This is a genomic window from Chryseobacterium sp. Marseille-Q8038, assembly GCF_965111995.1.
Genome location: NZ_CBCOPN010000002.1, coordinates 846,909 through 869,237, shown reverse-complemented (window position 1 = coordinate 869,237; position 22,329 = coordinate 846,909). Strand labels below are relative to the sequence as shown.

General features: G+C 36.8%; 20 protein-coding genes. 5 read left to right on the top strand and 15 right to left on the bottom strand.

The genetic code is table 11. From position 1 onward, the window contains the following. Positions 1-14: 14 nt before the first annotated feature. Together ACWPWS_RS17810 and ACWPWS_RS17805 are read right to left on the bottom strand one after the other, a co-directional pair. A complete protein-coding gene (locus ACWPWS_RS17810; RefSeq protein WP_309512857.1) occupies positions 15-1,301 on the bottom strand; it encodes a CitMHS family transporter in 1,287 nt (428 codons plus the stop codon). Positions 1,302-1,324: 23 nt separating this feature from the next. Continuing rightward, complete coding sequence (locus ACWPWS_RS17805; protein WP_454047419.1) at positions 1,325-2,020, bottom strand: DUF2490 domain-containing protein; 696 nt, start codon at positions 2,018-2,020, stop codon at positions 1,325-1,327. A 295-nt stretch (positions 2,021-2,315) separates the two neighbouring features. On the opposite strand from ACWPWS_RS17805, the gene ACWPWS_RS17800 reads away from it, so the two are divergent. Together ACWPWS_RS17800 and ACWPWS_RS17795 are read left to right on the top strand one after the other, a co-directional pair. Continuing rightward, positions 2,316-3,284, top strand: a complete 969-nt coding sequence (locus tag ACWPWS_RS17800; RefSeq protein ID WP_454047418.1) for a sensor histidine kinase — start codon at positions 2,316-2,318, stop codon at positions 3,282-3,284. Further along, positions 3,277-3,975: a LytR/AlgR family response regulator transcription factor gene (locus tag ACWPWS_RS17795; protein ID WP_454047417.1), complete on the top strand. Its 699-nt coding sequence runs from the start codon at positions 3,277-3,279 to the stop codon at positions 3,973-3,975. Before ACWPWS_RS17800 ends, ACWPWS_RS17795 begins: the two co-directional genes overlap by 8 nt. Positions 3,976-4,047: 72 nt before the next feature. On the opposite strand, the gene ACWPWS_RS17790 is transcribed toward ACWPWS_RS17795, so the two are convergent. The 5 genes from ACWPWS_RS17790 to ACWPWS_RS17770 all read right to left on the bottom strand — a co-directional run bounded on the left by ACWPWS_RS17790 (position 4,048) and on the right by ACWPWS_RS17770 (position 8,551). Beyond that, a complete protein-coding gene (locus ACWPWS_RS17790; RefSeq protein ID WP_262497574.1) occupies positions 4,048-4,182 on the bottom strand; it encodes a hypothetical protein in 135 nt (44 codons plus the stop codon). Between the two features lie 263 nt (positions 4,183-4,445). Further along, positions 4,446-4,583, bottom strand: a complete 138-nt coding sequence (locus ACWPWS_RS17785; protein WP_454047416.1) for a hypothetical protein — start codon at positions 4,581-4,583, stop codon at positions 4,446-4,448. A gap of 155 nt (positions 4,584-4,738) precedes the next feature. Then, on the bottom strand, positions 4,739-5,461 hold the full coding sequence (locus ACWPWS_RS17780) for a DUF3108 domain-containing protein (protein WP_454047415.1): 723 nt from the start codon (positions 5,459-5,461) through the stop codon (positions 4,739-4,741). A 56-nt stretch (positions 5,462-5,517) separates the two neighbouring features. Further along, positions 5,518-7,905, bottom strand: coding sequence for a M1 family metallopeptidase (locus tag ACWPWS_RS17775; protein ID WP_454047414.1), 2,388 nt, complete (start codon positions 7,903-7,905; stop codon positions 5,518-5,520). A 67-nt stretch (positions 7,906-7,972) separates the two neighbouring features. Beyond that, positions 7,973-8,551, bottom strand: coding sequence for a HupE/UreJ family protein (locus ACWPWS_RS17770; RefSeq protein WP_209787072.1), 579 nt, complete (start codon positions 8,549-8,551; stop codon positions 7,973-7,975). Between the two features lie 151 nt (positions 8,552-8,702). On the opposite strand from ACWPWS_RS17770, the gene ACWPWS_RS17765 reads away from it, so the two are divergent. Next, on the top strand, positions 8,703-11,921 hold the full coding sequence (locus ACWPWS_RS17765; protein ID WP_454047413.1) for a S8/S53 family peptidase: 3,219 nt from the start codon (positions 8,703-8,705) through the stop codon (positions 11,919-11,921). Positions 11,922-12,002: 81 nt separating this feature from the next. After that, entirely contained in the window at positions 12,003-12,518 is a 516-nt protein-coding gene (locus ACWPWS_RS17760) for a DUF6702 family protein (protein ID WP_454047412.1), read from the top strand. A gap of 241 nt (positions 12,519-12,759) precedes the next feature. Here ACWPWS_RS17760 and ACWPWS_RS17755 read toward each other — a convergent pair whose 3' ends face one another. Both ACWPWS_RS17755 and radA read right to left on the bottom strand, forming a co-directional pair. Next, positions 12,760-13,353, bottom strand: a complete 594-nt coding sequence (locus tag ACWPWS_RS17755) for an acyl carrier protein phosphodiesterase (protein WP_454047411.1) — start codon at positions 13,351-13,353, stop codon at positions 12,760-12,762. A gap of 223 nt (positions 13,354-13,576) precedes the next feature. Further along, entirely contained in the window at positions 13,577-14,926 is a 1,350-nt protein-coding gene (gene radA / locus ACWPWS_RS17750; RefSeq protein WP_105681520.1) for a DNA repair protein RadA, read from the bottom strand. 137 nt (positions 14,927-15,063) lie between these two features. Between radA and ACWPWS_RS17745 the strand changes: the two genes are divergently transcribed. After that, entirely contained in the window at positions 15,064-15,633 is a 570-nt protein-coding gene (locus tag ACWPWS_RS17745) for a YceI family protein (RefSeq protein WP_105681519.1), read from the top strand. 99 nt (positions 15,634-15,732) lie between these two features. Here the strand turns inward: ACWPWS_RS17745 and ACWPWS_RS17740 are convergent, their stop codons facing one another. The 6 genes from ACWPWS_RS17740 to ACWPWS_RS17715 all read right to left on the bottom strand — a co-directional run bounded on the left by ACWPWS_RS17740 (position 15,733) and on the right by ACWPWS_RS17715 (position 22,298). Then, positions 15,733-17,433, bottom strand: a complete 1,701-nt coding sequence (locus tag ACWPWS_RS17740; protein WP_454047410.1) for a bifunctional alpha/beta hydrolase/class I SAM-dependent methyltransferase — start codon at positions 17,431-17,433, stop codon at positions 15,733-15,735. 3 nt (positions 17,434-17,436) lie between these two features. Beyond that, positions 17,437-18,738: a phosphatase PAP2 family protein gene (locus tag ACWPWS_RS17735; RefSeq protein ID WP_454047409.1), complete on the bottom strand. Its 1,302-nt coding sequence runs from the start codon at positions 18,736-18,738 to the stop codon at positions 17,437-17,439. Beyond that, the gene (locus ACWPWS_RS17730) at positions 18,720-19,475 is read right to left on the bottom strand and encodes an SDR family NAD(P)-dependent oxidoreductase (RefSeq protein WP_454047408.1); all 756 of its coding nucleotides are present in this window, start codon (positions 19,473-19,475) and stop codon (positions 18,720-18,722) included. Before ACWPWS_RS17730 ends, ACWPWS_RS17735 begins: the two co-directional genes overlap by 19 nt. A 385-nt stretch (positions 19,476-19,860) precedes the next feature. Next, positions 19,861-20,898 (bottom strand): patatin-like phospholipase family protein, encoded by a 1,038-nt coding sequence (locus ACWPWS_RS17725; protein ID WP_454047407.1) that lies wholly within the window; start codon positions 20,896-20,898, stop codon positions 19,861-19,863. A gap of 4 nt (positions 20,899-20,902) precedes the next feature. Further along, positions 20,903-21,706 carry a phosphatidate cytidylyltransferase gene (locus ACWPWS_RS17720; protein WP_454047406.1) on the bottom strand — a complete coding sequence of 268 codons (804 nt, stop codon included), beginning with the start codon at positions 21,704-21,706 and terminating at the stop codon, positions 20,903-20,905. Then, complete coding sequence (locus ACWPWS_RS17715; protein ID WP_454047405.1) at positions 21,696-22,298, bottom strand: CDP-alcohol phosphatidyltransferase family protein; 603 nt, start codon at positions 22,296-22,298, stop codon at positions 21,696-21,698. Before ACWPWS_RS17715 ends, ACWPWS_RS17720 begins: the two co-directional genes overlap by 11 nt. Positions 22,299-22,329 lie beyond the last annotated feature (31 nt).

Genomic DNA, 22,329 nt, shown 5'->3' with positions numbered 1-22,329 from the left:
TCAAAGATATAACCTCATATAATACCAAGAACCAAAGCACCCAGCAACATTACGATGGATGATCCTATAGCCCACTTTAAGGTAAATTTCAAGTGGTCAGAGAATTCAACACCTGCCAGTGAAACCAGCAGATAAGTGGAAGGAACCAGAGGACTCAATAAATGAGAAGCCTGTCCTACAAGACTGGCACGTCCCAAAATATCAGGTGGAATATTCAGCTGGCTGCCTGTAGCTGTAATGACTGGAAGGATTCCAAAATAATAAGCATCATTGGTAAGGAAAAAGGTAAGCGGTACACTGAATATGGCGGTGATAATGTTCAGATAGCCACCCCAGGTTTTTGGAACGATACTGATGATACTATTTCCCATAGAACTCATAATTCCGGTACCATTCAGAATACCTGTGAAAATTCCTGCACCGAAGATCATTCCCGCCACAGATAAAGCATTTCCGGCATGTTTTGAAATAATCTTCTGCTGGTCTTTCAGTTTAGGATAATTGATCACGGAAGCAATACAGAAAGCAATCATAAAAGCAACTCCCAAAGGAATAATGTCAAGAATCATCACACAAAGCAAAATAATGGTCAGGATCAGATTGATAATAATAAGTTTCGGACGTCTTAATGCGGGGTCATTTTCGCCAGCAATATCCTGTCCGCTGTATTTGGTGTATTTACCATGTTTGCTGATTCTTTTTTTCTCTCTGACTCCTAAAATATAGGCAACAAAGAATACCCATACCAGCCCGATCAGCATTACCGGAATCATAGGAACAAAAATTTCAGTATGTCCCAGTTTTAGAGAACTCATTACTCTGGCAGTTGGTCCTCCCCATGGTAAAATATTCATAATTCCGCCGGCTAGCATGATGATACAGGTCAGAACTAAAGGGTTCATGCCCTGTTTTTTATAAAGCGGGAGTAATGCTGCCACCACAATAATGTAAGTGGAAGAGCCATCTCCGTCTAAAGAAACAAGTGTGGTGAGAAGGGCAGTCCCGATGGTTGTTTTTACCGGATTATCTCCTACAGCCTTTAGTATGGCATTCACAAGAGGTTCAAAAAGCCCGGTATCAATCATCAGACTGAAATACAGGATGGCAAAAATCAGCATAACCCCCGTAAGTGCTATTTCTTTTACTCCATCTTTCATCATTTTCCCCAGGTCAGGCCCGAATCCTGCCACCACAGCGATAAGTACAGGTACAAGGACTAAAGCCGTAAGCGGGGTCATCTTTTTGTTCATGATGAGGATCATGAAGATGAAAATCATTAAAAAACCAAGAAATGTAAGCATAATATAGTATAATGTTAGTGAGGTTATTGTTGTTTCTTTTTTCTCCAGTCAAAGCTGTTTCTGAAGCCTATGAATCCGTAATTGCTTGTTTTTCCGGTTTCCATCTGATTGATAAAGGCGAGTTCCAAAGCAGAATTTTTCCCTACTTTTATTCCAAGGCCTGCAGTAATACGATTGCTGTCGAAAGGCTCTGTTTTATCAATATTCATTCTTATTTCATTTTTAAGAATACCATAGAGTTTTTCTTTTTCTCCTTTTTTATTGAAAGGAATTCTCACAGAGATCAGGTATCGGATTCTTACCTCGAATTCATCAGGGTTACTGATAAAGCGTTCTTCCACTCTAAGCCGGTTGGATATTGAGGTTCTGCCAATGTAGTAATCAGCGGTTACCTGTTGAAATGGCCTTTTTTCGTAGCGAATCTTTTTAGAATCGTCAGCATTATAAGATTCAAGAATCAAAAACATCGCTCCTGCGGCAGGTCTTATATTTTCTGCCACTTCATAGTCTACATAAGCATTCACAAGGAAAAGTCTTGTGTCGTAAGCCAGGTCAAAGGAACGGTATTGCGTAAGTGCAGTTAAAGTACTTTTATCAGTAATCTTTGCAGACATCAGGTACTGAAACCACATATTATAATTGTCTTTACTCTGACTGTATAAAAGACCATTTACCAGGCAAAATGATAAAATAAGCGTTAATTTTATATTAAGTTTCATGAAATATTTGATTAATATTGCGGTTTCTCAAATATATTTATTCGAAAGAGCGGGCCCGGATTTTTTCAATCAATGACAGTTTTTCTCAACGAACTGCATTTTGAGACAAAAAGATTATATATTTGATGCGTTTCAAAATAAGGTATGGATTATGTTTTTAATCATTAATTTTATTATTATATTATTGATTATCAGGATTTTATTTAGCGGTAAGATTCTGGAAAGCCTTATGAAGTACCGTTGGAAATTTTTGTTGAGGTTTCAGCATATTTTTTTCCTTTTTATCTTCATTTTGATGACTTATTTCACCGAAAACTACTTCCTGGATTCAACTCAGTTGGTGATAAGCATTATTTTGAATACAATTTTCAATGTTGGGATTTATTATCTGGTGTACTATTATCTGGTTCCCCGGTTTTATTTATCCAATAAGTATCCGGAGTTTATTCTCTATGCTTTAATCTGCTTTTTGGTTTCCAGCCTTTTCAGGATTTTGTGGGAGCCTGCTGTTTTTCAGATGGATTTCAGTGGAAAGGGCTATCACGTTGGGTTTCTGTACAATGTGTACATTTCACAGGGAATCATCATTCTGGTGGGATCTTTTTTGGGAATTACCAAAGACAAATTTTTAATAGAACAGGATGTGATCACTCTTGGAGAAGAGAAAGATCAGCTGTATCTTGATTTGCTGAAGTCTAAACTGAATCCTCATTTTTTGCTGAATACCCTTAATAATATATACGCGAACAGTTTTACCCATTCGGAGAAGACCTCAGATTCTATTTTGCAGCTGAGTAAACTTCTGAAGTATATTATTTATGACAGCGGAAAAGAAAAAGTAACCGTTTCCCAGGAATTTTCTTCATTGAAAGCGCTTGCTGCGTTGTACCAGCTTAAATATAATAATCAGCTTGATATTGTCATGGATATTGAAGAGCAGGAAGAATTTGACGTTGCTGAAATCCCGTCTGCTGTGCTTCTTACTTTATTTGAAAATGCTTTAAAACACTCAGCAATAGGAGAGGATGCTCATGGTTTTATAAAATTATTCTGTAATATTGAGCGCTCTGAATTGTATTTTGAAATTATAAATTCTGTAGGGAAAGATAGAATTCATGCAGCTGAATCTAATTATCACGGATTGGGTAATGAGGCAATTATTCATATCTTGGAAAAATTTTATCCTGATCAGTATGAGTTTTATTCCGGACCGAAAGAACATGATCAATATAAAATTGCTTTAACAATTACTATCAATGGCTAACCTGACTATCGTTAATGTGGATGATGAATATCCTGCATTGCAGCTTGTAAAACAATATTGTGATCAGCTTGAAGATGTTGAATTGCTGGCTTCCTTTCAAAAACCGGAAGAAGCGCTGGCTTTTCTGAAAACCAACAAAGTGGATCTGGTGGTTTTCGATATCAATATGCCTGGAATCAATGGGGTAGAGCTTTTACAGCAGCTTCCCGATCCTCCGCTGTGTATTTTTCTGACGCTGGAAACAAAATATGCAGTGAAAGCATTTGAACTGGATGTTGTACATTATCTTATAAAGCCTGTGGATTTTGATACTTTTAGAAAAGCGGTGAATAAAGCAAGAGATTTTGTTCAGTTTAAAAACTCGGCAAACAATCATCATCAGGAAGACTATATTATGTTCAAATCCAATTATGTGATGAATAAGGTTTTTCTCAAAGATATTCTCTGGATACAGGGATTCGGGGAATATATTGTGCTGATGACCCCTTTGAAAAAGTATATGATTCTGGAGAGAATGTCAAATTTTGAGGAAAAATTTCAGCATTTCGGTTTTATCAGAATTCACAAGTCTTATATTGTATTATCAGAACATATCAATTCGTATAATTCCAGTCATGTTTTTCTGAAAAACGGAGAAGAGCTTCCGTTGGGAAGAACCTATAAAAAGAATGTGAAAGCATATTTAAACTAAAAAGATTGTTTCAAAACCCAATAACTTGACTTTTGAAACAATCTTTTTTTTAACTGTTATCTGATGATAGAACTATGGGCAATATTGTCCAGGTCCAATCCAAAGAATACACTGTCCTTTGTAATTGTACTCACAGCAAACGCGTCCTGCTGCTCCGCCGTTGATCGATTTCTGAGCGTCTCTGCTCAATAATTTAGCATTTTTCATAGTTATTAATATTTTGATTTGTACGTTCCTGAACATTTAAAGTCAATCAGGACTTTGACACTTGGTGTAAAATAAGAGAATCAAAGATAGTAATTTTCCTTATGATGTGATATATTTTATTGATATTTTTTTTAAATAAAATTTTGATTATCAGTTGATAATGGTTTTTCTTCAATGGTAATAGATATACTTCAGGTTGAGAATGTAAACAGAGAAAGCCGGAAACTTCCGGCTTTCTTCAAAATTGTTATGAGATGATAGAACTAAGGACAGTTTTGTCCAGGCCCGATCCATAAAGTACATTTTCCATTATCGTCGCGTTCGCAACATACCAATCTGGCAGCAATTCCGCCTTTGATTGTTTTTTGAGCATCTCTGCTTAGTAATCTGGCATTTTTCATAAGTAATATTTTGATTTGTACGTTCCTGAGCATTTAAAGTCAATCAGGCTTTTGACATTTGGTGTTTATGGTGATTCAAATATAAAACTTTTTAAGCCAGATTGTTATATTTTTTATAGACGAAAAACAGGTGTTGGTGTTTGGTTTTCAATAATTTACTGAGTTATTTCCAAAGACATTTTTCTTCCTGCCATATCCATATCCTGTTTTACAATTTTTCTTGTTGCAGGGTCAATATAATAGGTTGTGGTAGCTGTTTTGTTGCTGATATCATCATTTGTTTTGACTACCCAAACCGGTTTTCCTTTATATTCTGCTTTTTGAGTATCCAGAATATAGGCTTTCATTATTCCTTTTTTCTCAGATTTTGGATTGTAATCGAAAATAGAAATCTCAGCAGTGTAATTTTCTTTCAAAGGAAGATAGCGTATCAGCATTGCATAGCTGCTGCTATCAAAATAATGTACAGCGGGGATTTCAATGATATCTTTTTTCTGAGATTTTTTATCCAGATAATATCCGGTGACTTTATCTTTCCCAGACTTGAGAACCGTATCTCTGTTTATATTGTAAGAAGAATGATAAATAGGGGTGAAATTCGATATTTTCACAAGGGTAGAATCTGTCCATTTTGCATCAGGAGCCTGTTTCATTTGTACAGTTGTTCTGATCAGAAGATCTGTTTTGTTTAGTTTTTTTGTCTCGGTGGTAATGCGTCCTATTTCTATTTTTGTTCCTGCATTTTCTGCAAACCATAGAGCTTCGGAAGTTTCATCTTGTATTAATTTTGGATTGATTCCAGCATTTTCTGGCGTAAGCAGTTTTTGAGAAAAAAAATTAGCACTACTTAGTATTAAAAGGAAAAGAATAGTTCTCATGATCTTTTTAATAATAAGTAGTGCTGTATTTGTTAAAAGTTACAACGTTTTGTTTTTTAACTCTTTCCTGAAGCCTGCATTGGATTAACCTTTCCGGTTGAGCCTCCTCTTACAGTTCCTCCTTTCTGTTTTTGTTTAAAAAGTTGGAATTTTGAAGTTTCGCTGCCAGATCCGGCACTGCTCCAAACATTATTAGTGGTATCAATATCAGCCGTTTCTCTCATTGGATCAAGCTGAATAGATTTTAATTTTTTGTCGAAATAATACGTCTTGGAAATCTTTTGCTCATTCAATCTCCAGATCTGAGCCGCAGATTTATCATATAATTTTGATCCGTCTTCAAAAGTGAATTCAAGGATGATCGGCATTACCAGTCCGCCTTTATTCACAAAGTCTATCTGATAGCCTGTAATATTTTTGAATTTCTCTTTATCCTTAGCATCTAAAGGAAGATTGGCTGCTGGTTTTACAGTGTATTCCTTATTATTATCTACCTTTTCCTGGCCTCTGTCGTATCTGTAATAGAAGTCCTGAAGATCTTTATCTCCGTCTACATGGAATTTGATATTCTTATCTTCTCTGTTTCTGATTTTTGAAAGGTCTTCGAAACTGTTAACCAAAGGTTTTTCAACCTGATATTTTACTTCTGCAGCTGCTTTTGGATCAGATTCAAGATTAGGAACAGCTACCGTTACCTTATCAATAGCGATATCTACAGGATCTGTACCGTAGAACCAGCCTCTCCAGAACCAATCAAGGTCTTCACCGCTGGCATCTTCCATGGTGCGGAATAAATCTGCAGGTTCAGGATGTTTGAATGCCCATCTTTTAGCATACGTTTTAAATGCTTTGTCGAAAAGCTCTCTTCCCATGATTGTTTCACGAAGAATATTCAGTCCTGTAGCAGGTTTTGAATACGCATTCGGTCCATACTGAACAATATTTTCTGAATTACTCATGATAGGCTCCAGCTGATCTTTCGGGAGTTTCATGTAGTCAACGATCGTCCATGCCGGTCCTCTTTTAGACGGGAATTTGTTATCCCACTTCTCTTCTGTAAGATATTCAGTAAATGTATTCAAACCTTCGTCCATCCATGCCCACTGTCTTTCATCAGAATTGATGATCATCGGGAAAAAGTTGTGACCAACCTCATGGATAATTACACCGATCATCCCGTTTTTAGTTCCTTCAGAATATGTTCCGTCTTTCTCAGTTCTCCCGAAATTAAAACAGATCATCGGATATTCCATTCCATTAGATGCTTCTACAGACTGTGCTACAGGATATGGATAAGGAATGGTAAATTCTGAATAGGTTTTAATGGTGTGCGCTACAGCTTTTGTTGAAAACTTTCTGTAAAGGCCATAAGATTCTTTTGGATAAAAACTCATTGCCATTACCTTGTTGTTGTTTTCAGGGATCGTTACACGCATTCCGTCCCAGACAAATTTTCTGGAAGAAGTCCATGCAAAATCACGAACATCCTTTGCTTCAAAAATCCATGTTTTTCTTTGCTTTGAATGATTTTTCTCTGCTTTTTTAGCTTCATCCAATGTTACAATTTCGATGGGTTCCGCTGCATTTTCAGATTTTCTGTATCTTGATAACTGATCAGCTGTTAATACCTGATCGTAGTTTTTACATTCTCCGGTTCCTCCTACAATATGATCGGCAGGAACATCCATAGAAACTTTAAAATCTCCGAAAACCAAAGCAAATTCACCTCTTCCGGTAAACTGATGGTTCTGCCATCCCTGAAAGTCGCTATACACGCACATTCTTGGATACCATTGTGTTATTGTATACAGATCATTACCATCCTCCGGGAAGTTTTCGTAACCGCCGCGGCCTCCCATCTTTATTCTGTTAGAGATATTGTAATTCCAGTCTACTTTGAAAACGAATTTTTCTCCCTTTTTCAAAACTTTGGGAAGATCAATACGCATCATGGTTTTGTTAACGGTATACTTCAAAGGATTCCCTGAAGCATCAGTCACTTTTTCAAGATTTACTCCATAGCCATTATCTTTCACAGGAAGCTCAGAAATTTTAAGCTGCTGATCTGTAGTGGAAGGACGAAGAACAGATGAAGCGTCATATCCGGCATTTCTGATATTTGAGTGTTCGTTTTCATCAAGCTGCAACCAGATATAATCCAGCTCATCCGGAGAATTGTTGTAGTACGTAACTGTTTCCGAACCTTTCAGATTTCTTTTATCCTCATCCAGATAAGCGGAAATGTTATAGTCGGCTCTGTTTTGCCAGTATCCGTGTCCGGGAGCTCCTGAAGCTGTTCTGTAAATATTGGGTGTTGGTAGAATCGTTCCCAGCTGCTCAAACTTGTTGCCATGGTTGCTGCCTGGGTTATTCTGAATATTTTGTGCGGTGAAACCTGTATATGCAAATACAGAAAGTGAAAGTATAACAACTTTTAGTTTCATAACCGAAATGATTTATTAATGATCAAAGATAGGAATTAGCTGCTGAAATAATAAAAATATTTAACTTTTAAAACGGAATTCTTTCCAGAGTCATTTTCAGGGATAAAGCAAATACCCCGGAAGAAACAAAAAGAATCCAGTCTTTTTTATTCACTTTAAAAAGATTGAGCGAAATAAACAGGATGATTAAAATCGCAGCAACAATTACAATCTGGCCAAGCTCAAGACCTATATTGAAACCCAATAGCGGTAAAGCAATACCTTGACTTTTTGCAATCATTACTCTTGCTGTATTGGCGAATCCCATTCCGTGAACAAGTCCAAAGATTAATGCGAGGTAGTAATTGGCCCGCATCAAGGTTTGTTTCTGATTTTTCATGATAATATTATCCAAAGAAGTCAGAACAATGGTTAAAGGAATTAAAAACTCAACCCAGTCAGAAGGAACTCTGAAAACATCCAGAATACTCAAAGCTAATGTAATGGAATGTCCTATCGTAAATGCAGTCACCAGAATCAGGATTTTTTTCCAGTCACTGTAGGAATAAACAGCGATCAATGCCAGTACAAAAAGCTGATGATCCAGAGCATCCAGAGAAATAATATGTTCCCATCCAAGGTTTAAATAAAAAAGGAAATCCTGCATTTTGATTAAAAAATTTTATGTTTTGAATATATTGTTAAAGTGGGGTTGGTTTTATTGTTTGGTTTAATTTTCACGCTTGATTTTTATTAATAATTTATACTATTTATGTATTGAATAAAAATTGTATAATTGTATTGCATAAAAATGAAATATGGATATTAAAAAATTATTTTCTACAAATGTAAACATTCCACCTGGAGGAGCGAAGCTTCTTAGAAATGCTACAGCAGCCTTTTTGGGATTATATTCCTACGCTTTTTACGGTCAGGTACAGAAATTGGACTCCCGGTTTGATATTTTATTGAAAAATAAAGAAAATATTACCAATGGAAGAGCCGTAAAAGAGTTGGAACGTCCCGATATGAAACTTGACCAGCATCTGGTAGTGACTTCAAAGGGAGCTCAGACTATGTATTCATGTATTATCTATACGAAAGAGCCTGAAAAACTGAAGGCTGATGGTTTCCTGATCCAAAGTCAGCTGCCAACATTTTCTACTGCTCTGGTCTCCATGGATGATCTTGAACGGCTTACGAAACTTCCTTATGTAACTTCAGTAATGGCTCCTGAGTTTGACGAACTTCATAATGATGTGAGCAGAGCTCAGTCCGGAGCAAGTCTTTTGCAGGATGGAGTTTTCAATAACACAGCTTATAACGGAACTGGTGTTTTAGTCGGAATTTATGATAGTGGAATAGACTGGAAACATCCGGACTTCAGAAAAGCCAATGATCAGACCAAAAGCAGAATTGTTTCCATCTGGGATCAGACACTCACAGCACAAGCAGGAGAGACAACCCCTACAGGATTTTCAACAGGTGTAGAGTATACAAGAGCACAGATTGAAGATGAGTTGGATGGAACACCAACAGGATTTGTGCGTGAAAATGATACCAACGGACACGGAACTCACGTTTCGGGGACGGCAGCCGGCAATGGCTCTGCATTTACGGATAAAAGACATAAAGGATTTTCATCTGATGCAGATATTGTATTTGTAAAAGGTGGCAACGGATCTTTTCCTACAACAAATACCATTAATGCTTTAACCTATTTTAAAAACGTAGCAACAGCGCTTAATAAACCTATTGTTGTCAATATGAGTATTGGCGGACAGGGAACTGCTCATGACGGAACTTCCAGCCATGAGGTAGCGGTGAACAATTTTACCACTTCAGGACCTGGTAGAGTAGTGGTTATTTCTGCAGGTAATGATTATGGAGCCAATCTTCATAGGAAATTTGATATTGCGGCTGGTGCGGCACAGACGTATGCCTTTACCGTTTCAAGCAATACTTCTGCAACTTCAGTATTTTCATTTATTATGTATGCCAATGATAATACTCCTGTTACAGCAAAACTAACTACTCCGGACGGACAACAGTATACACAGAATATAAGCACAACTACTGCTCACAGTATATTGGGAGGAGGGCTTACAGCAACAATGTATAACTACTGGGGGAATGATAACAACAAGCGGTATGTTCAGATGGTGATAACCAGAACTTCCGGAACTACAAACGTTCAGGGAAATTATACCTTAGAAATTACCAATAACGGAACCCAGCAGATTACTACACATGGCTGGTTGTACAGCCAGGGAGTGAGTACGACTTTGCAAAATGGTGATAATGAATATATTGTAGGGTCTCCCGGGAATGCTTCTAATGCCATTACTGTAGCTTCATATTTAGGAAGAACAAGCTGGTACAGCGGAACGAGCGGTTATTATACCCTTACTCCACAGGAATCCATATCATCATTCAGTGCGCAAGGGCCACGAGTAGATGGGGTTCAAAAACCGGAGATTGCGGCTTCCGGCCAGAATGTGATTTCAACCAGATCGGCTGATTCTTCTCCCGGAGCTACAGATATTATTGCAGGAACCAACTATTATGTGAAAAACCAGGGAACCAGTATGTCTTCACCAGGAGTAGCAGGAGCAGTAGGATTATTGCTTCAGGCCAATCCCGCATTAACAGCAGCACAGGTGAAAGCCCGTCTTACAGCTAACGCAAGAATGGATGGGGCAACCGGTACTGTTCCGAATATGAGATGGGGATATGGTAAATTAGATATTTATAAAGCCGTTACCGATGAACTGGGATGTGTGAAATCTAATTTTGAAACAGTAGGGTATGATGAACCTTATATCATTGCCAATACAGAATCAAATTATTATTTTGATAATATAGCTCTTGCTGTCAGATATACCCCAACATTAACAGGAAAACTGGGAGGATTTTCGTTTTTAACGGGAACTTCACTTCCTTCTGATATTCCGGTGGATATTCAAATCAGAAAAGTGGATGCCAATGGGAATCCCGGGGATATTATAGCTACTAAAACGATTACTTCGTGGCTTAATAATACACAGAGATTTACCTGGAACTATGTGAGTCTTTCCGATCTGAATATACAGATGGTTACCGGAAAAGATTTTTATATTGTGGTCAATGGTTTGGGAGGAAGAATCGCCATGAAGGCTGAAAATGCAGTAGTTAATAACAGATCTAAAACATCTACAGATGGTACAGCATGGACTTCAAGAACATTTGACTTTAAAATGAGGGCTGTAGTGTATGAAAATGTAGCTGAAGTGAAGAATTTAGCAACTTCCAACCAGACGAAAGCCAGCACGGTAGCCAATGGATATAACTATTTTACAAATACCTGCCAGCTTATAGCAAGAGTAGAAAAAGAAGCAGCAAGTACCGTAACAGGAAATGTAACCTCAAAAGTATGGGTGGATAATGCACAGCCCAACTATGTGGCAAGAAGATATGAAATCAATTCGGATGCAAACACTACGACTGCAACCGGTAAAGTAACTTTATACTTTAAGCAGAGTGATTTCGATGCTTATAATCTTACCAATGGAGTGAAATTACCAACTTCACCTACCGATGTTGCCAATAAAGCCAATCTTCTTATTGAAAAATACACAGGAACAAGTACCACAGGTACAGTAGCTTCTTTTGGAGGAACTGCAGCGATTATCACCCCTGATATTGCAGATATTATCTGGAATGATACCTACCAATACTGGGAAGTGAGCTTCCAGACGACAGGTTTTGGCGGATATTTTGTTAAAACAGGTACAACACTGGGAACAGCAGATGTTAAGATCAATGCAGAGGTGAATATCACTCCGAATCCTGCGAAAGATTTTGTGAATGTAGTGTTGGGCAGACACTCTAAAGGAGCAGTGACTATTTATGATGCTTCAGGAAAACTGGTTAAAACAGCAAATGTCAACACCAACGCAGGTAAAATTGATGTTTCAGCACTGGTAAGAGGAACTTATCTGTTCACCATTGTATTGGAGGATAATACGAAAATTACGAAAAAGGTGATTAAAGAATAAAAATTCAGTAATCAATTTCAATTAAAAAAGCAGCAGTTTCTATAACTGTTGCTTTTTTTATATTTGCTTAAAATAAAATTCATGTCACGTAAGTTTTTTTGGGGATTCCTTGTATTGATAACCATCGTCTTTCAGAGTTTTGTAAGCGATGAGGCTGTTCATCCCTACCATGTAGGCTCTGTGGAAATTAATTATAATTCAAAATCCAGAACATTTGAAGTGACAGGAAGGTTTTTCCTTGATGATATGGAAAATGGCTTAGGGAAAAAATATGGAGGTGCTTTTCATTTTAATGACGAACAATACAAAGCAAAATTGAATGATGCCCTGCAAAAATATTGTTCAGAATATTTCAAATTAAAAGTTGACAATAGATTTTTGAAGGTCAACTACATAGGGTATGAAGAAGACCAGGAATCGGTAAATGTATTTCTGGAATCTGAAACTGTATCCACTCCCAAAAAAGTAGAAACTGCGGTAAGCTTTCTGTATAACCTTTTTGATGATCAGATCAATATTGTCCATATTATTGTGAATGGAGAAAGAAGAAGCGAAAAACTTACTTATCCTAACCGTTATCTTTATAAGCAATTTTAAACCTATTATAAAGCTCTAAAAGACAAGTAGAATTACAATTCGGTTTAGATTATTTTCGTTTGATGCAAAGATTTAACCTGTTGTGTGATGTTCTTAAGGGAGCAAAGGTAGAATCAACTTCATTGATTCCTTCTAAGCTTATTCATATCCATTCAGCTTAGTCAGCGACTTTGTCGCTTTCTTAGCTCACTTCTGATAAGCTATTTGACATGAACTTTGTGTTTTAACCAATTCGAAAATATTAATTTTCCAGCTGAATCAAGGTATTGATACCTTTTGCATGGGCGAGCAGATCAGGAAAAAAATCATCATAGCATTGCTGAAGACGCTCTTTATTCTTTAAAAAAGCTTCAAAAACAGGAATGTCCTTATCAAGATATTTTGCTTTATTAAGTACATTCTGAATACTGAATTTAATTCCCCAGTCTTCACGATAATTATAAAGCCAGTTATCATGCTCCATTTTAACAAGCATTTTTTTGAAGTTTTCGGGCAGCCACTGTTCATTGGCATTCAAAATACGGTACACTCGAAGGGAATGAGCTTTCCAGCCATCAAGCGTATGTAAAGAAAAATCGTTGGCTACAAAATGATCCATAGAAACATCTACAAATGCACCTGCGTACAATCTTACCAAAGGAGCAAACACTTTTTTGGCTTCATGAATGGCAGGGTGGGAATCTGTAAAAGTATCAATAGCTCTGTGCAGGGTAATTCCGTCCTGAATATCTTTCGGGAAAGAAAAACGATCCCTGTTGCGGATAAAATCTTCAAGAAACTGCCCCACGATCTGTCCGTCGGTAAAAGAAAGAAAAGAATGCGCCAGATAATTCATAATTTAAAGGTATGAATTAAATGTGAATGTTTGATAAAAGTGAATAGTGAATAGTGAATCCGCTTCGCTTGTGAATTTTTTATCCACATTCCAATTGACAATTTACTTGCTTGCAAAATTGACCATTGGCAGTTTCCCCTATAGTGAGTTCGCTTCGCTTGTGAATTTTTTTATCTACATCCTCATTGACCATTACCTTGCGAAGCAAAATTGACCATTCACATTAAAAAAGTCTCTCGTGAAAATCCTCAATTTTGCTCACTTCTTCAATCTTTATTCCAAATTTTCTCTTCGGAATTTTATTAAGATTCGAAACGAATATTTTTTCATATCCCAACTTTTCAGCTTCAGTAATTCTTTGTTCTACCTGGGCTATAGGACGTATTTCTCCACTCAGACCAATTTCTCCGGCAAAGCAGTAATGTTCCGAAATGGCAATGTCTTCATTGGAGGAAAGAACAGAAGCAATGACCGCTAAATCCAGTGCCGGATCATCTGTTTTTATCCCTCCGGTAATATTCAGGAAAACATCTTTTGCTCCCAATTGAAAACCTGCTCTTTTTTCCAGTACAGCCAAAAGCATATTGAGCCTTTTTGAATCAAAACCGGTGCAGCTTCTTTGAGGAGTACCATAAACAGCTGTGCTTACCAATGCCTGAATCTCAAGAAGCATAGGCCTGTTTCCTTCCAGTGTTACGGCAACGGAGTTTCCGGACAGTTCTTCAAATTTTTTGGTGATCAGAATTTCAGAAGGATTTTTAATCTCTTTCAATCCCTGGGAGACCATTTCATAAATACCAATTTCGGCAGTAGAACCAAAACGGTTTTTATTGGCTCTCAACAATCTGAAAAGGTGATTCCGGTCTCCATCGAAATTCAGAACCACGTCTACCATATGCTCCAGGACTTTTGGGCCGGCAATTTGACCGTCTTTGGTGATGTGGCCTACAAGGAAAACCGGAGTATTATTTTCTTTGGCATATTTGATAATCTCATTGGAACATTCCCGGATTTGAGAGACGGTTCCGGGAGAGCTTTCTATCAGTTGAGACTGCAGCGTCTGAATGGAATCAATGATCATGAAATCCGGTTCCAGTTTTTTTGCTTCATGAAGAATTTTCTCCAATGACGTTTCTGTAAAAAGGAAACAGTTCGGATTTTGAATATCCGTAAGCCTGTCTGCTCTCATTTTAATCTGAGATGCACTTTCTTCCCCGGAAACATAGAAGATTTTTTTCTTCATTTTCAATGCAAGCTGAAGCAGAAGGGTAGATTTCCCGATTCCCGGTTCGCCACCAATCAAAGTAACGGAGCCTAAAACAATTCCACCTCCTAAAACGCGGTTCAGTTCTTCGGAAGGTGTTTTTATTCTCGGTTCCTCGCTTGTTTCCACTTCAACAATATTGATGACATGTTGTTTTGTTTTTGAGAAAGGAGGATTTTTGTGAGAAGGTTTTTCAACAACCTCTTCTACTAAGGTATTCCACTCCCCACAGTTTTTACATTGTCCCAGCCATTGAGGATACTGTGTTCCACAGTTTTGACAGAAATATGCTGTTTTCAGTTTTGCCATACTGCGAAGGTATAAAAAAGCATTTTTTTTTCAGAATCTAATTGAACTTAATATTAAAAACTAATCCATGCATGGTAGAAATATCTTTCATATATTAGCCTCATTCAATTAAAATATTAATGTAAAATATCATTACAATGAAAAAAGTATTTTTATCTTTCGTGTTTGTGTTTTTAAGTGTTGTTGCCTTTGCACAAGGTACGTGGGATGTAGACCATATGCATTCTTCCATCAATTTTAATATTAAACATATGGGAATTAGCTTTGTACAGGGAAGATTCGATAAGTTTGACGGAAGGATGGCGAGTAGTGGGGCAAATCTGGATAATGCTGATTTAAGCTTTTCTATAAGTGCTTCCACCATTAATACCGGAGTAGATATGAGAGACAGACATCTTATAAGTGAAGAGTTTTTCGATGTGGCGAAATATCCTGCCATTGAATTTAAGAGCTCTTCCGTTACAAAAGATAAAAACAACAACTATATTGTTAAAGGAAAACTGACGATCAAGGGAGTGGAGAAAGATATTACGGCTCCGGTTACCTTCGGTGGGATTACAAAAAATAAAGACGGAAAACAAATTATGGGGATTCAGACCAAGTTTACTGTAAACCGTCTGGATTATGGAATCAAATATGATCCTACAGGAGCAGGTATTGCAAAAGATGTTGAAGTAACCGCTTACTTTGAACTGGTGAAGCAATAATATTCAACCCATAAAATATAAAAAGGTTTTCCGTTCTAATGGAAAACCTTTTTTGTTTATAAAAACCGGTCAGAGAATCTGCGGGAATGGAAAATAGTATTAATCTGAAACGTTTACTTTTCCGGAAGAAACAGTGAAAATTCCAAAATCATCAATCAGCATATTTTCTTTCTGAATGGTATTAAAAGCCATCATTCTGTCCAGCTCCTTCTGTGAGCGTCTTCTCATAATCCAGTCTTTGTTCTGATGGTTATTCAGTACATAGGCAATCATTTTCAGCTGAGGATGCCATGGTTGTCCGGTGTAAATGATGAAGGCATTCTTTTCCGAAATAGAATTCACGCCCTGAATTGCTTTACTTGCCATTTCATTATCTCCAAAAAGTTCAAAAATCCCCGATACAATGGTGATATTAGGCTTGAAATTCAGTTTTTGATAGGTTTGCGGATCAAAACAGTCAAAATTGGTAAATCTGATCGTCTGATAATTCTTTTCTTTAATCACCTTTTCCCCGATTTCAATATTGGATTTTACAAATTCGTTGATAACGATTTCTGCGTCCGGATATTTTTCTTTGATATCGAACAAATAATTTCCTGTTCCGCCTGCAATATCCAATATTTTCACTGGTCTGCCCTGTTGTTTTAGTGTTTTGATATTTTGTTCCAAAAGCTGCAGCAAATGTTGTTTTCTGATGCGGATTCCCTTCCAGCCGATTGCATTGAGGTAGTTTTTATCCATCATTTTTCCAAACCCGAATTTGCCTTTGGGTTGATTCTGATATACATAATCCAGCGAAGCTCCGGAATCGAAGCCGTATTTCAGACCAATGGCCATTCCATTGCTTAGTTTCCCGATTTTTCCTAAAGAAAATTTCTGCATTTTAAAATTCAGATTATTTCCGACATTATTTTGCAGATCGTTATATTCTTTTATGGAAAAAGGGTCAGGAGAAAGAGAGTTTTGCTTCGTTGCTCTGTTGAAGCATTTTTCAGCAAAATCCACAATTTTATCGTATACTTTTTCCTTTCCGGTATCGAATAAAATCCCATGGAAGAAATCAGGCAGCACTTCATAATGTTTCAAATCTGTATCCAGTTTTTCATGGAATATTTTCTGATCTTTATTGAAAACCACATGATCTTTTTCTGCAGCCAGAATTAAAGTCGGAGTATCTATAGCTTCAGCATCTTCTACCAGACGTTTTCCTGCTTTTGCCAGATCAATAAGAAGTTTTGCATCAATAGACCTTGAGATCAGAGGATCTGTATCATATGCTTTTTGCTGTTCAGGATCATGAGTCAGCATTTTGGATTTTACATAGCTTTTAATGATCAGCCCTTTCTTAAGCTTTGTTCCTAACGTAATCATTTCATTAGCAAGAGGAACAATGAGGTTGATTTTAAAAGCTGGAGCCAAAAGAGCCATTCCTGCAATAGAAGGAGCAAAATCATGAGCCCATGCAGAAGCTACCACTCCGCCTATACTATTGGCTACAACAAAAATGTCTGCCGTTTTTATATCGTATTGGGAATTGATAAATTGAGAGAAAGCATCTAAATCTCTTACATAATCCATAAAAACAGATGAGGTTTGGGTTTTCGTATACCCATGCCCACGAAGATCAAATGCGAAGATATTGTATTTTGAAAACTGGGGAGATTGTGCAATATCATTTAGTCTTTCAGAATGTTCATGTCCACGGTGGATCATGATGATACTCTTCTGCTGAGGTTGATAATTCCACTCACGATAAAAAATTTCACTGTTGTCAAAACTTGTAAAATGTCCGCTGTTCATAGATTAAAATTTTTTCAGAAAATCCTCCAGATAAGTAGGTATGACCGCATGCTTATTGTGGGTTTTCATCATGGTTATTGCTTCTGTAAGAGGTAAAGATAGAATATTTTTGATTACTAAAATTCCGATTGCCGAACTTCTTGTGAATCCCATTGTGCAATGGATCAGAATCTTGCCGTCCTGCGGAAGTTGCTGATAATATTCTGTGATTTCAGTAACCAGCTTTTGGGTTTCAGAACTATCAAATGTTCCAATGTCCAGAAAAGGAAAAGAATGATAAACTGCTGTATCTTTTATGATAGAGAGTTCTTCTATTTCAGCTGACAGGTCATACACAAATGTTGCTTTATTAATTCCGAAATCTTGTATGCTTTCACGATCAGGTCTAGATGAAATATATAATTGGGGAATAATTTCCAGGGGAGTTCTGTTTTTCCGGAAAAACCTCCAAAATATCCTGTAAATTAACAGATATGGGATATAGAAAATCTTTTTTATCCATGGAATATGTCCTGCTTTATTTTTTAAAAAGAAGATGTTGTTTTTCTGATAATGATACCCAATCAGAATAATCATCAACCCTGGCCAAAGAAATAACAACCCTGTTTCTCCGATGAATTGATTAGCCAGAAATGCGATTAAAATAATACACCATCCTGATAAAAAATAGAGGTTGGCGATATGAAAATTTCTATACAGAAAATTATTTTTTTGATAAGGAAAGATGATAAAACAAAAATGGGCAAGAATACTTCCGGTTATGACATCAATGAAATGATGCTGATACGTTGTCAACGTAGAAATTCCCAGGATAATAAGCCAAAGCATTACGAATGATCTTCCTTTTTTTAAATTCCTGAAAACAGACCAGAAAATAAAAGCATAGGCAATATGAAGGGACGGAGCCTGATTGAAAGGAGAATCAAATACTTTTAAAAACTGAAAAGAATATCCCAGAACCAAGTCGTTGATTTCAGGTTTGGCCAAGGAAAATTTTAAGGGAAATAATAAGAAGCAAATTCCGGCAACAACCGTTACGAAGAGCATACGCTGTGTTAAAACTTTAAGCTGCTCTTTATTTTGACAGAAAAAAAATACCAGACAGAAAAAGATTCCGCTGGTCATATAAGGAATAATGCTCCACGGAATAAATGGAATGTACTTTTCAAAATTAAAGACGAAGGACGGAACATCAGTCAGTTTTGAAATATACCATGCTGTAAAATTGTAAACCATCATAAATACAATGGAACACAGAATCAAGGCGTACAGCTTTCGTTGTATTGTCAGTCGTTTTTCATCCATTGGGCTTTTCTGAACATGATGATATTTAATAAAGAAGAAGGAAGTAGGGATAAAGATTTCATCATCCACTTCATTTTTGTTGGGAAAATAATAAGCTTTTTTTGTTTTTCTATGGCTTCTGAGATAATGGAAACTGCAGTTTCTACCTCCGTAAGGAATGGTTTTTTACTTAAGTCATTTTGGTTAAGCTGCCTTAATTTTTCGGTATCAATATATCCCGGAGCAATTGTAGTGACGGAAATTCCGAAAGGTTTCAGTGCGCGGTGATACGCATCGGCAATCTGTATTACAGAACGTTTTGTCTTCGTATAAAGACTGGAATTTTCATATTCCAATATCCCTGAAACAGAAGCAATCACGGCAATACTTCCTTTTTTCTGATTTTTCATTACTTTTCTTGCTGCCTCGAAAAAATTAACGGTTCCCAGAATATTGGTCTGGAGCATTTCTTCAGCCTCTTCGTACGAAATTCTTCCTGCTACATCTTCTGCATAGCTTCCTGCACAGTTAATGAAAATGTCAAGTTCATTTTTATCCACAAGAAAAGACTGTAATGTGGATAACAGGGCGTTGATGTCACAAACATCTGTCTGAAAAGCCTTTATATCTTTAGAATCATTCTCCGGGATTTTGGTAAGATCTCTTCCACAGATTCCTACGCAGTATCCTTTAGAAAGATAGTGTCTGGCCAGTGCATAGCCAATACCCGAAGTTCCGCCTGCGATAAAAACGTTCATGAGTGTTTTGTGGTTTTCAATTCTATGTAAAAATAGATTTTAAAAGTGAAAATAAGGTGAATGTTTTTAACGATTGAAACATTAAGATTTTTTTAAGATGTTTAGAATATGAAGATGTGCTTTGCTTTAAGCTTAAAAATCAGGATGATTCATCTTAACTCTGCTATTTTTCTTAAACTTTATTAATGGTTTTAGTATAATTTATAAAACGAAGATATTCAATAAGCACGGGCTTTAGCCCGTGATCACAATAGGTTGCATTTCCATTGGCTTTAGCCGAAACTTAAAACTATGTGTTAAAAACCACCCCGTCAAAAATTCTTTGAATTTTCGCCACCCCTCCGGAGGAGGGGAATTTTCCCGTCTTCAGTTGGAGGATTTGTCATCACTTTCTAATAGTTTTTATTGTCTGATCAAATCCATATTGCCATTGTATTTCCATGTCTTTCACAAATTGTTGGTAACTTTTAGGAAACGAAAAACTGATTTCAAATTTTCTCCAGTCAATTCCTTTTTTCAGATAATGTCCTTCCAGTTCCTGTTTTATGTTGATGGTATCAATTTGGAGGCCTGATAAAAGTTGGTTTGTCTCTGCAAGTCTTTCATTTCCACTGAATCCAAGGACAGAACGTACAAGAGCTTCTTCCACGGGATTGTATGTTTGTTTTTTTTCGGTAATGATTTCCTGTGCGAGGTGCTGACTTAATTCTGCAGGAACAAGATCTATAGCTCCGCCAGCAAAATATTTCCCCTGAAGAAATGCAGGTTCTACATAAAACATATCGGAAATAGAAGCTCGGGTACTTTCAAGCATGGAAAGGGTAGTAACTATTTTGAGCGTTTCTTCAACAGCACTGTTTTTTAAGCTTTCAGAATGACTGACAATTTGTTCAGGGTAAATCTTCTTTGCTGTTTCCGGATCTGTGAAGATTGTTTTTTGATATAATTTTTTTTCATTTCTTTTTTGTCCACATTCTTTTGGGGTAAAAAGAATCTCGGAACCCATAATTAGGGTAGGTATTTCTTTTGAAAACTGAACATTTTTGATGGCTGGAAAACATTTGGATAGATCTTGGGGCATTTCAACAAGATATCGGTTGAAAACATCTTCAATGAATGGGGCTTTTCTTTTATCCAGAAGTTTTTTTAGTGAGAAAAATCCGATTTGTGAAAGTTTTCTCTGCTTTGTCAATACAGTTCCTGAAACAAACTGAAAATATTCTTCAGATGTCAGGTATTCTTTCCGGGAAAGATGATCAGGAAAAGCATTGATGATTGTCGCTGCAAATGATCCACCACAGGAAGCAATCAGGAGATCCGGTTTAAGATCCAGTTCTTCCAGTGCAGCGAAGATTCCGAGATAAATCATCAGCCTTGTTCCGCCTCCTGAAAAAATAACAGCTCTTTTAAATTTTTCTTCCATGGCATTAATTTTTTATCAGAAGAGGAAATAACCAAAAGAATAAAGGCGCATTAAAAACCAGGCTGTCCATTCTGTCAAGAAGACCACCATGTCCGGGAAGCAGGCTTCCGGTATCTTTTACGCCGGTTTTTCTTTTTACATAAGACATGAAGATATCACCGAAAAATCCTGAAATTCCCAGAACAAGTCCTAAAATAGAATTGGTTACCATATTTGTTGTAAGCAGAAAATGCCCTAAGATGTTACTCAGGATAATCGTAATAAAAATACCACCAATAAGCCCTTCCAGTGTTTTGTTGGGACTGATTTGAGGCGTTATTTTATGTTTCCCGAAAAACTTTCCCATCAGATATTGAAATACATCGTTCAGTTCAGTCACTACTACAATGAAGATAATGGCATTCAACCCATCAAAACGATTTCTTATCCATAGCAAATTCGGAAAAGCGATAAGGCATATTAATAAGGCAATGGAAATTCCGTATATCTGTTTTACGGAGGAACCTTTCAGTACAGAACGGCATACAATAAGGATTGTTATAAGGAAACTGTACAAAAGGTAAACGTCAGTATTCAAAAAATAGAGCAGGAAAAACTGTAAAACACTTATGAAAATTGAAGGAGCAAGTGGAGAATCATAAATTTTGAACATCCTTGAAAATTCAAAAAAACATTGAAAGCTTATCCATGAAACCAAAATGGTCATAGCAAGAGGATGTGAAACTCCCAGCGCAAAAACAATAATGATGTAGATCCATGTTTTTACCCGTAAAGGAACATCTGCAAATTTATTTTCTTCAGGCTTCATTCAGAGATCTCTTAAGGCGTGTATAGGTACTGATCAGGAGTAAAACAATGATAATTCCAAAAATGTATGGGGAAACAACGGTAATGTTTACTTCGAAAAGGGTGAGTAAACCATACAATCCAAGGATAAGGGCACGGTCACTTTTTCCCATAGGTCCGTCATAACGGCGTTCCTTTCCTACGATTTTTCCCATTACTCCTGCAAATTCATTAATGATGCTAAGAACGATGAAGACAACGATAAGATATAAACTCTCAGGCTGAAACTTAAGAAGAGGAAAAAATATAATGACATCGGAAACAATATCACCCACTTCATTCAAAACCTCTCCGAGTTTGCTGGTCTGATTGAATTTTCTGGCCATCATTCCGTCCAAAGCATTTAAAGCCATTCTCAGAAGCAATCCCACGGGAAGACTTAATAAGAACCATTTCGAAATATCCGCATTCCAGAACAGTATCCCAATAACCACGGATAAGAGAATAGAACTGATCGTAATCTGATTGGCTGTAATTTTATTTCTATGAAAAAATAACAAAACAGGAGTGAGGAGCTGCTGGAATTTTGGTTTTAGTTTATATACGGAAATCATGATGGTTATAGCTTTGTTTCATTTGCTTATA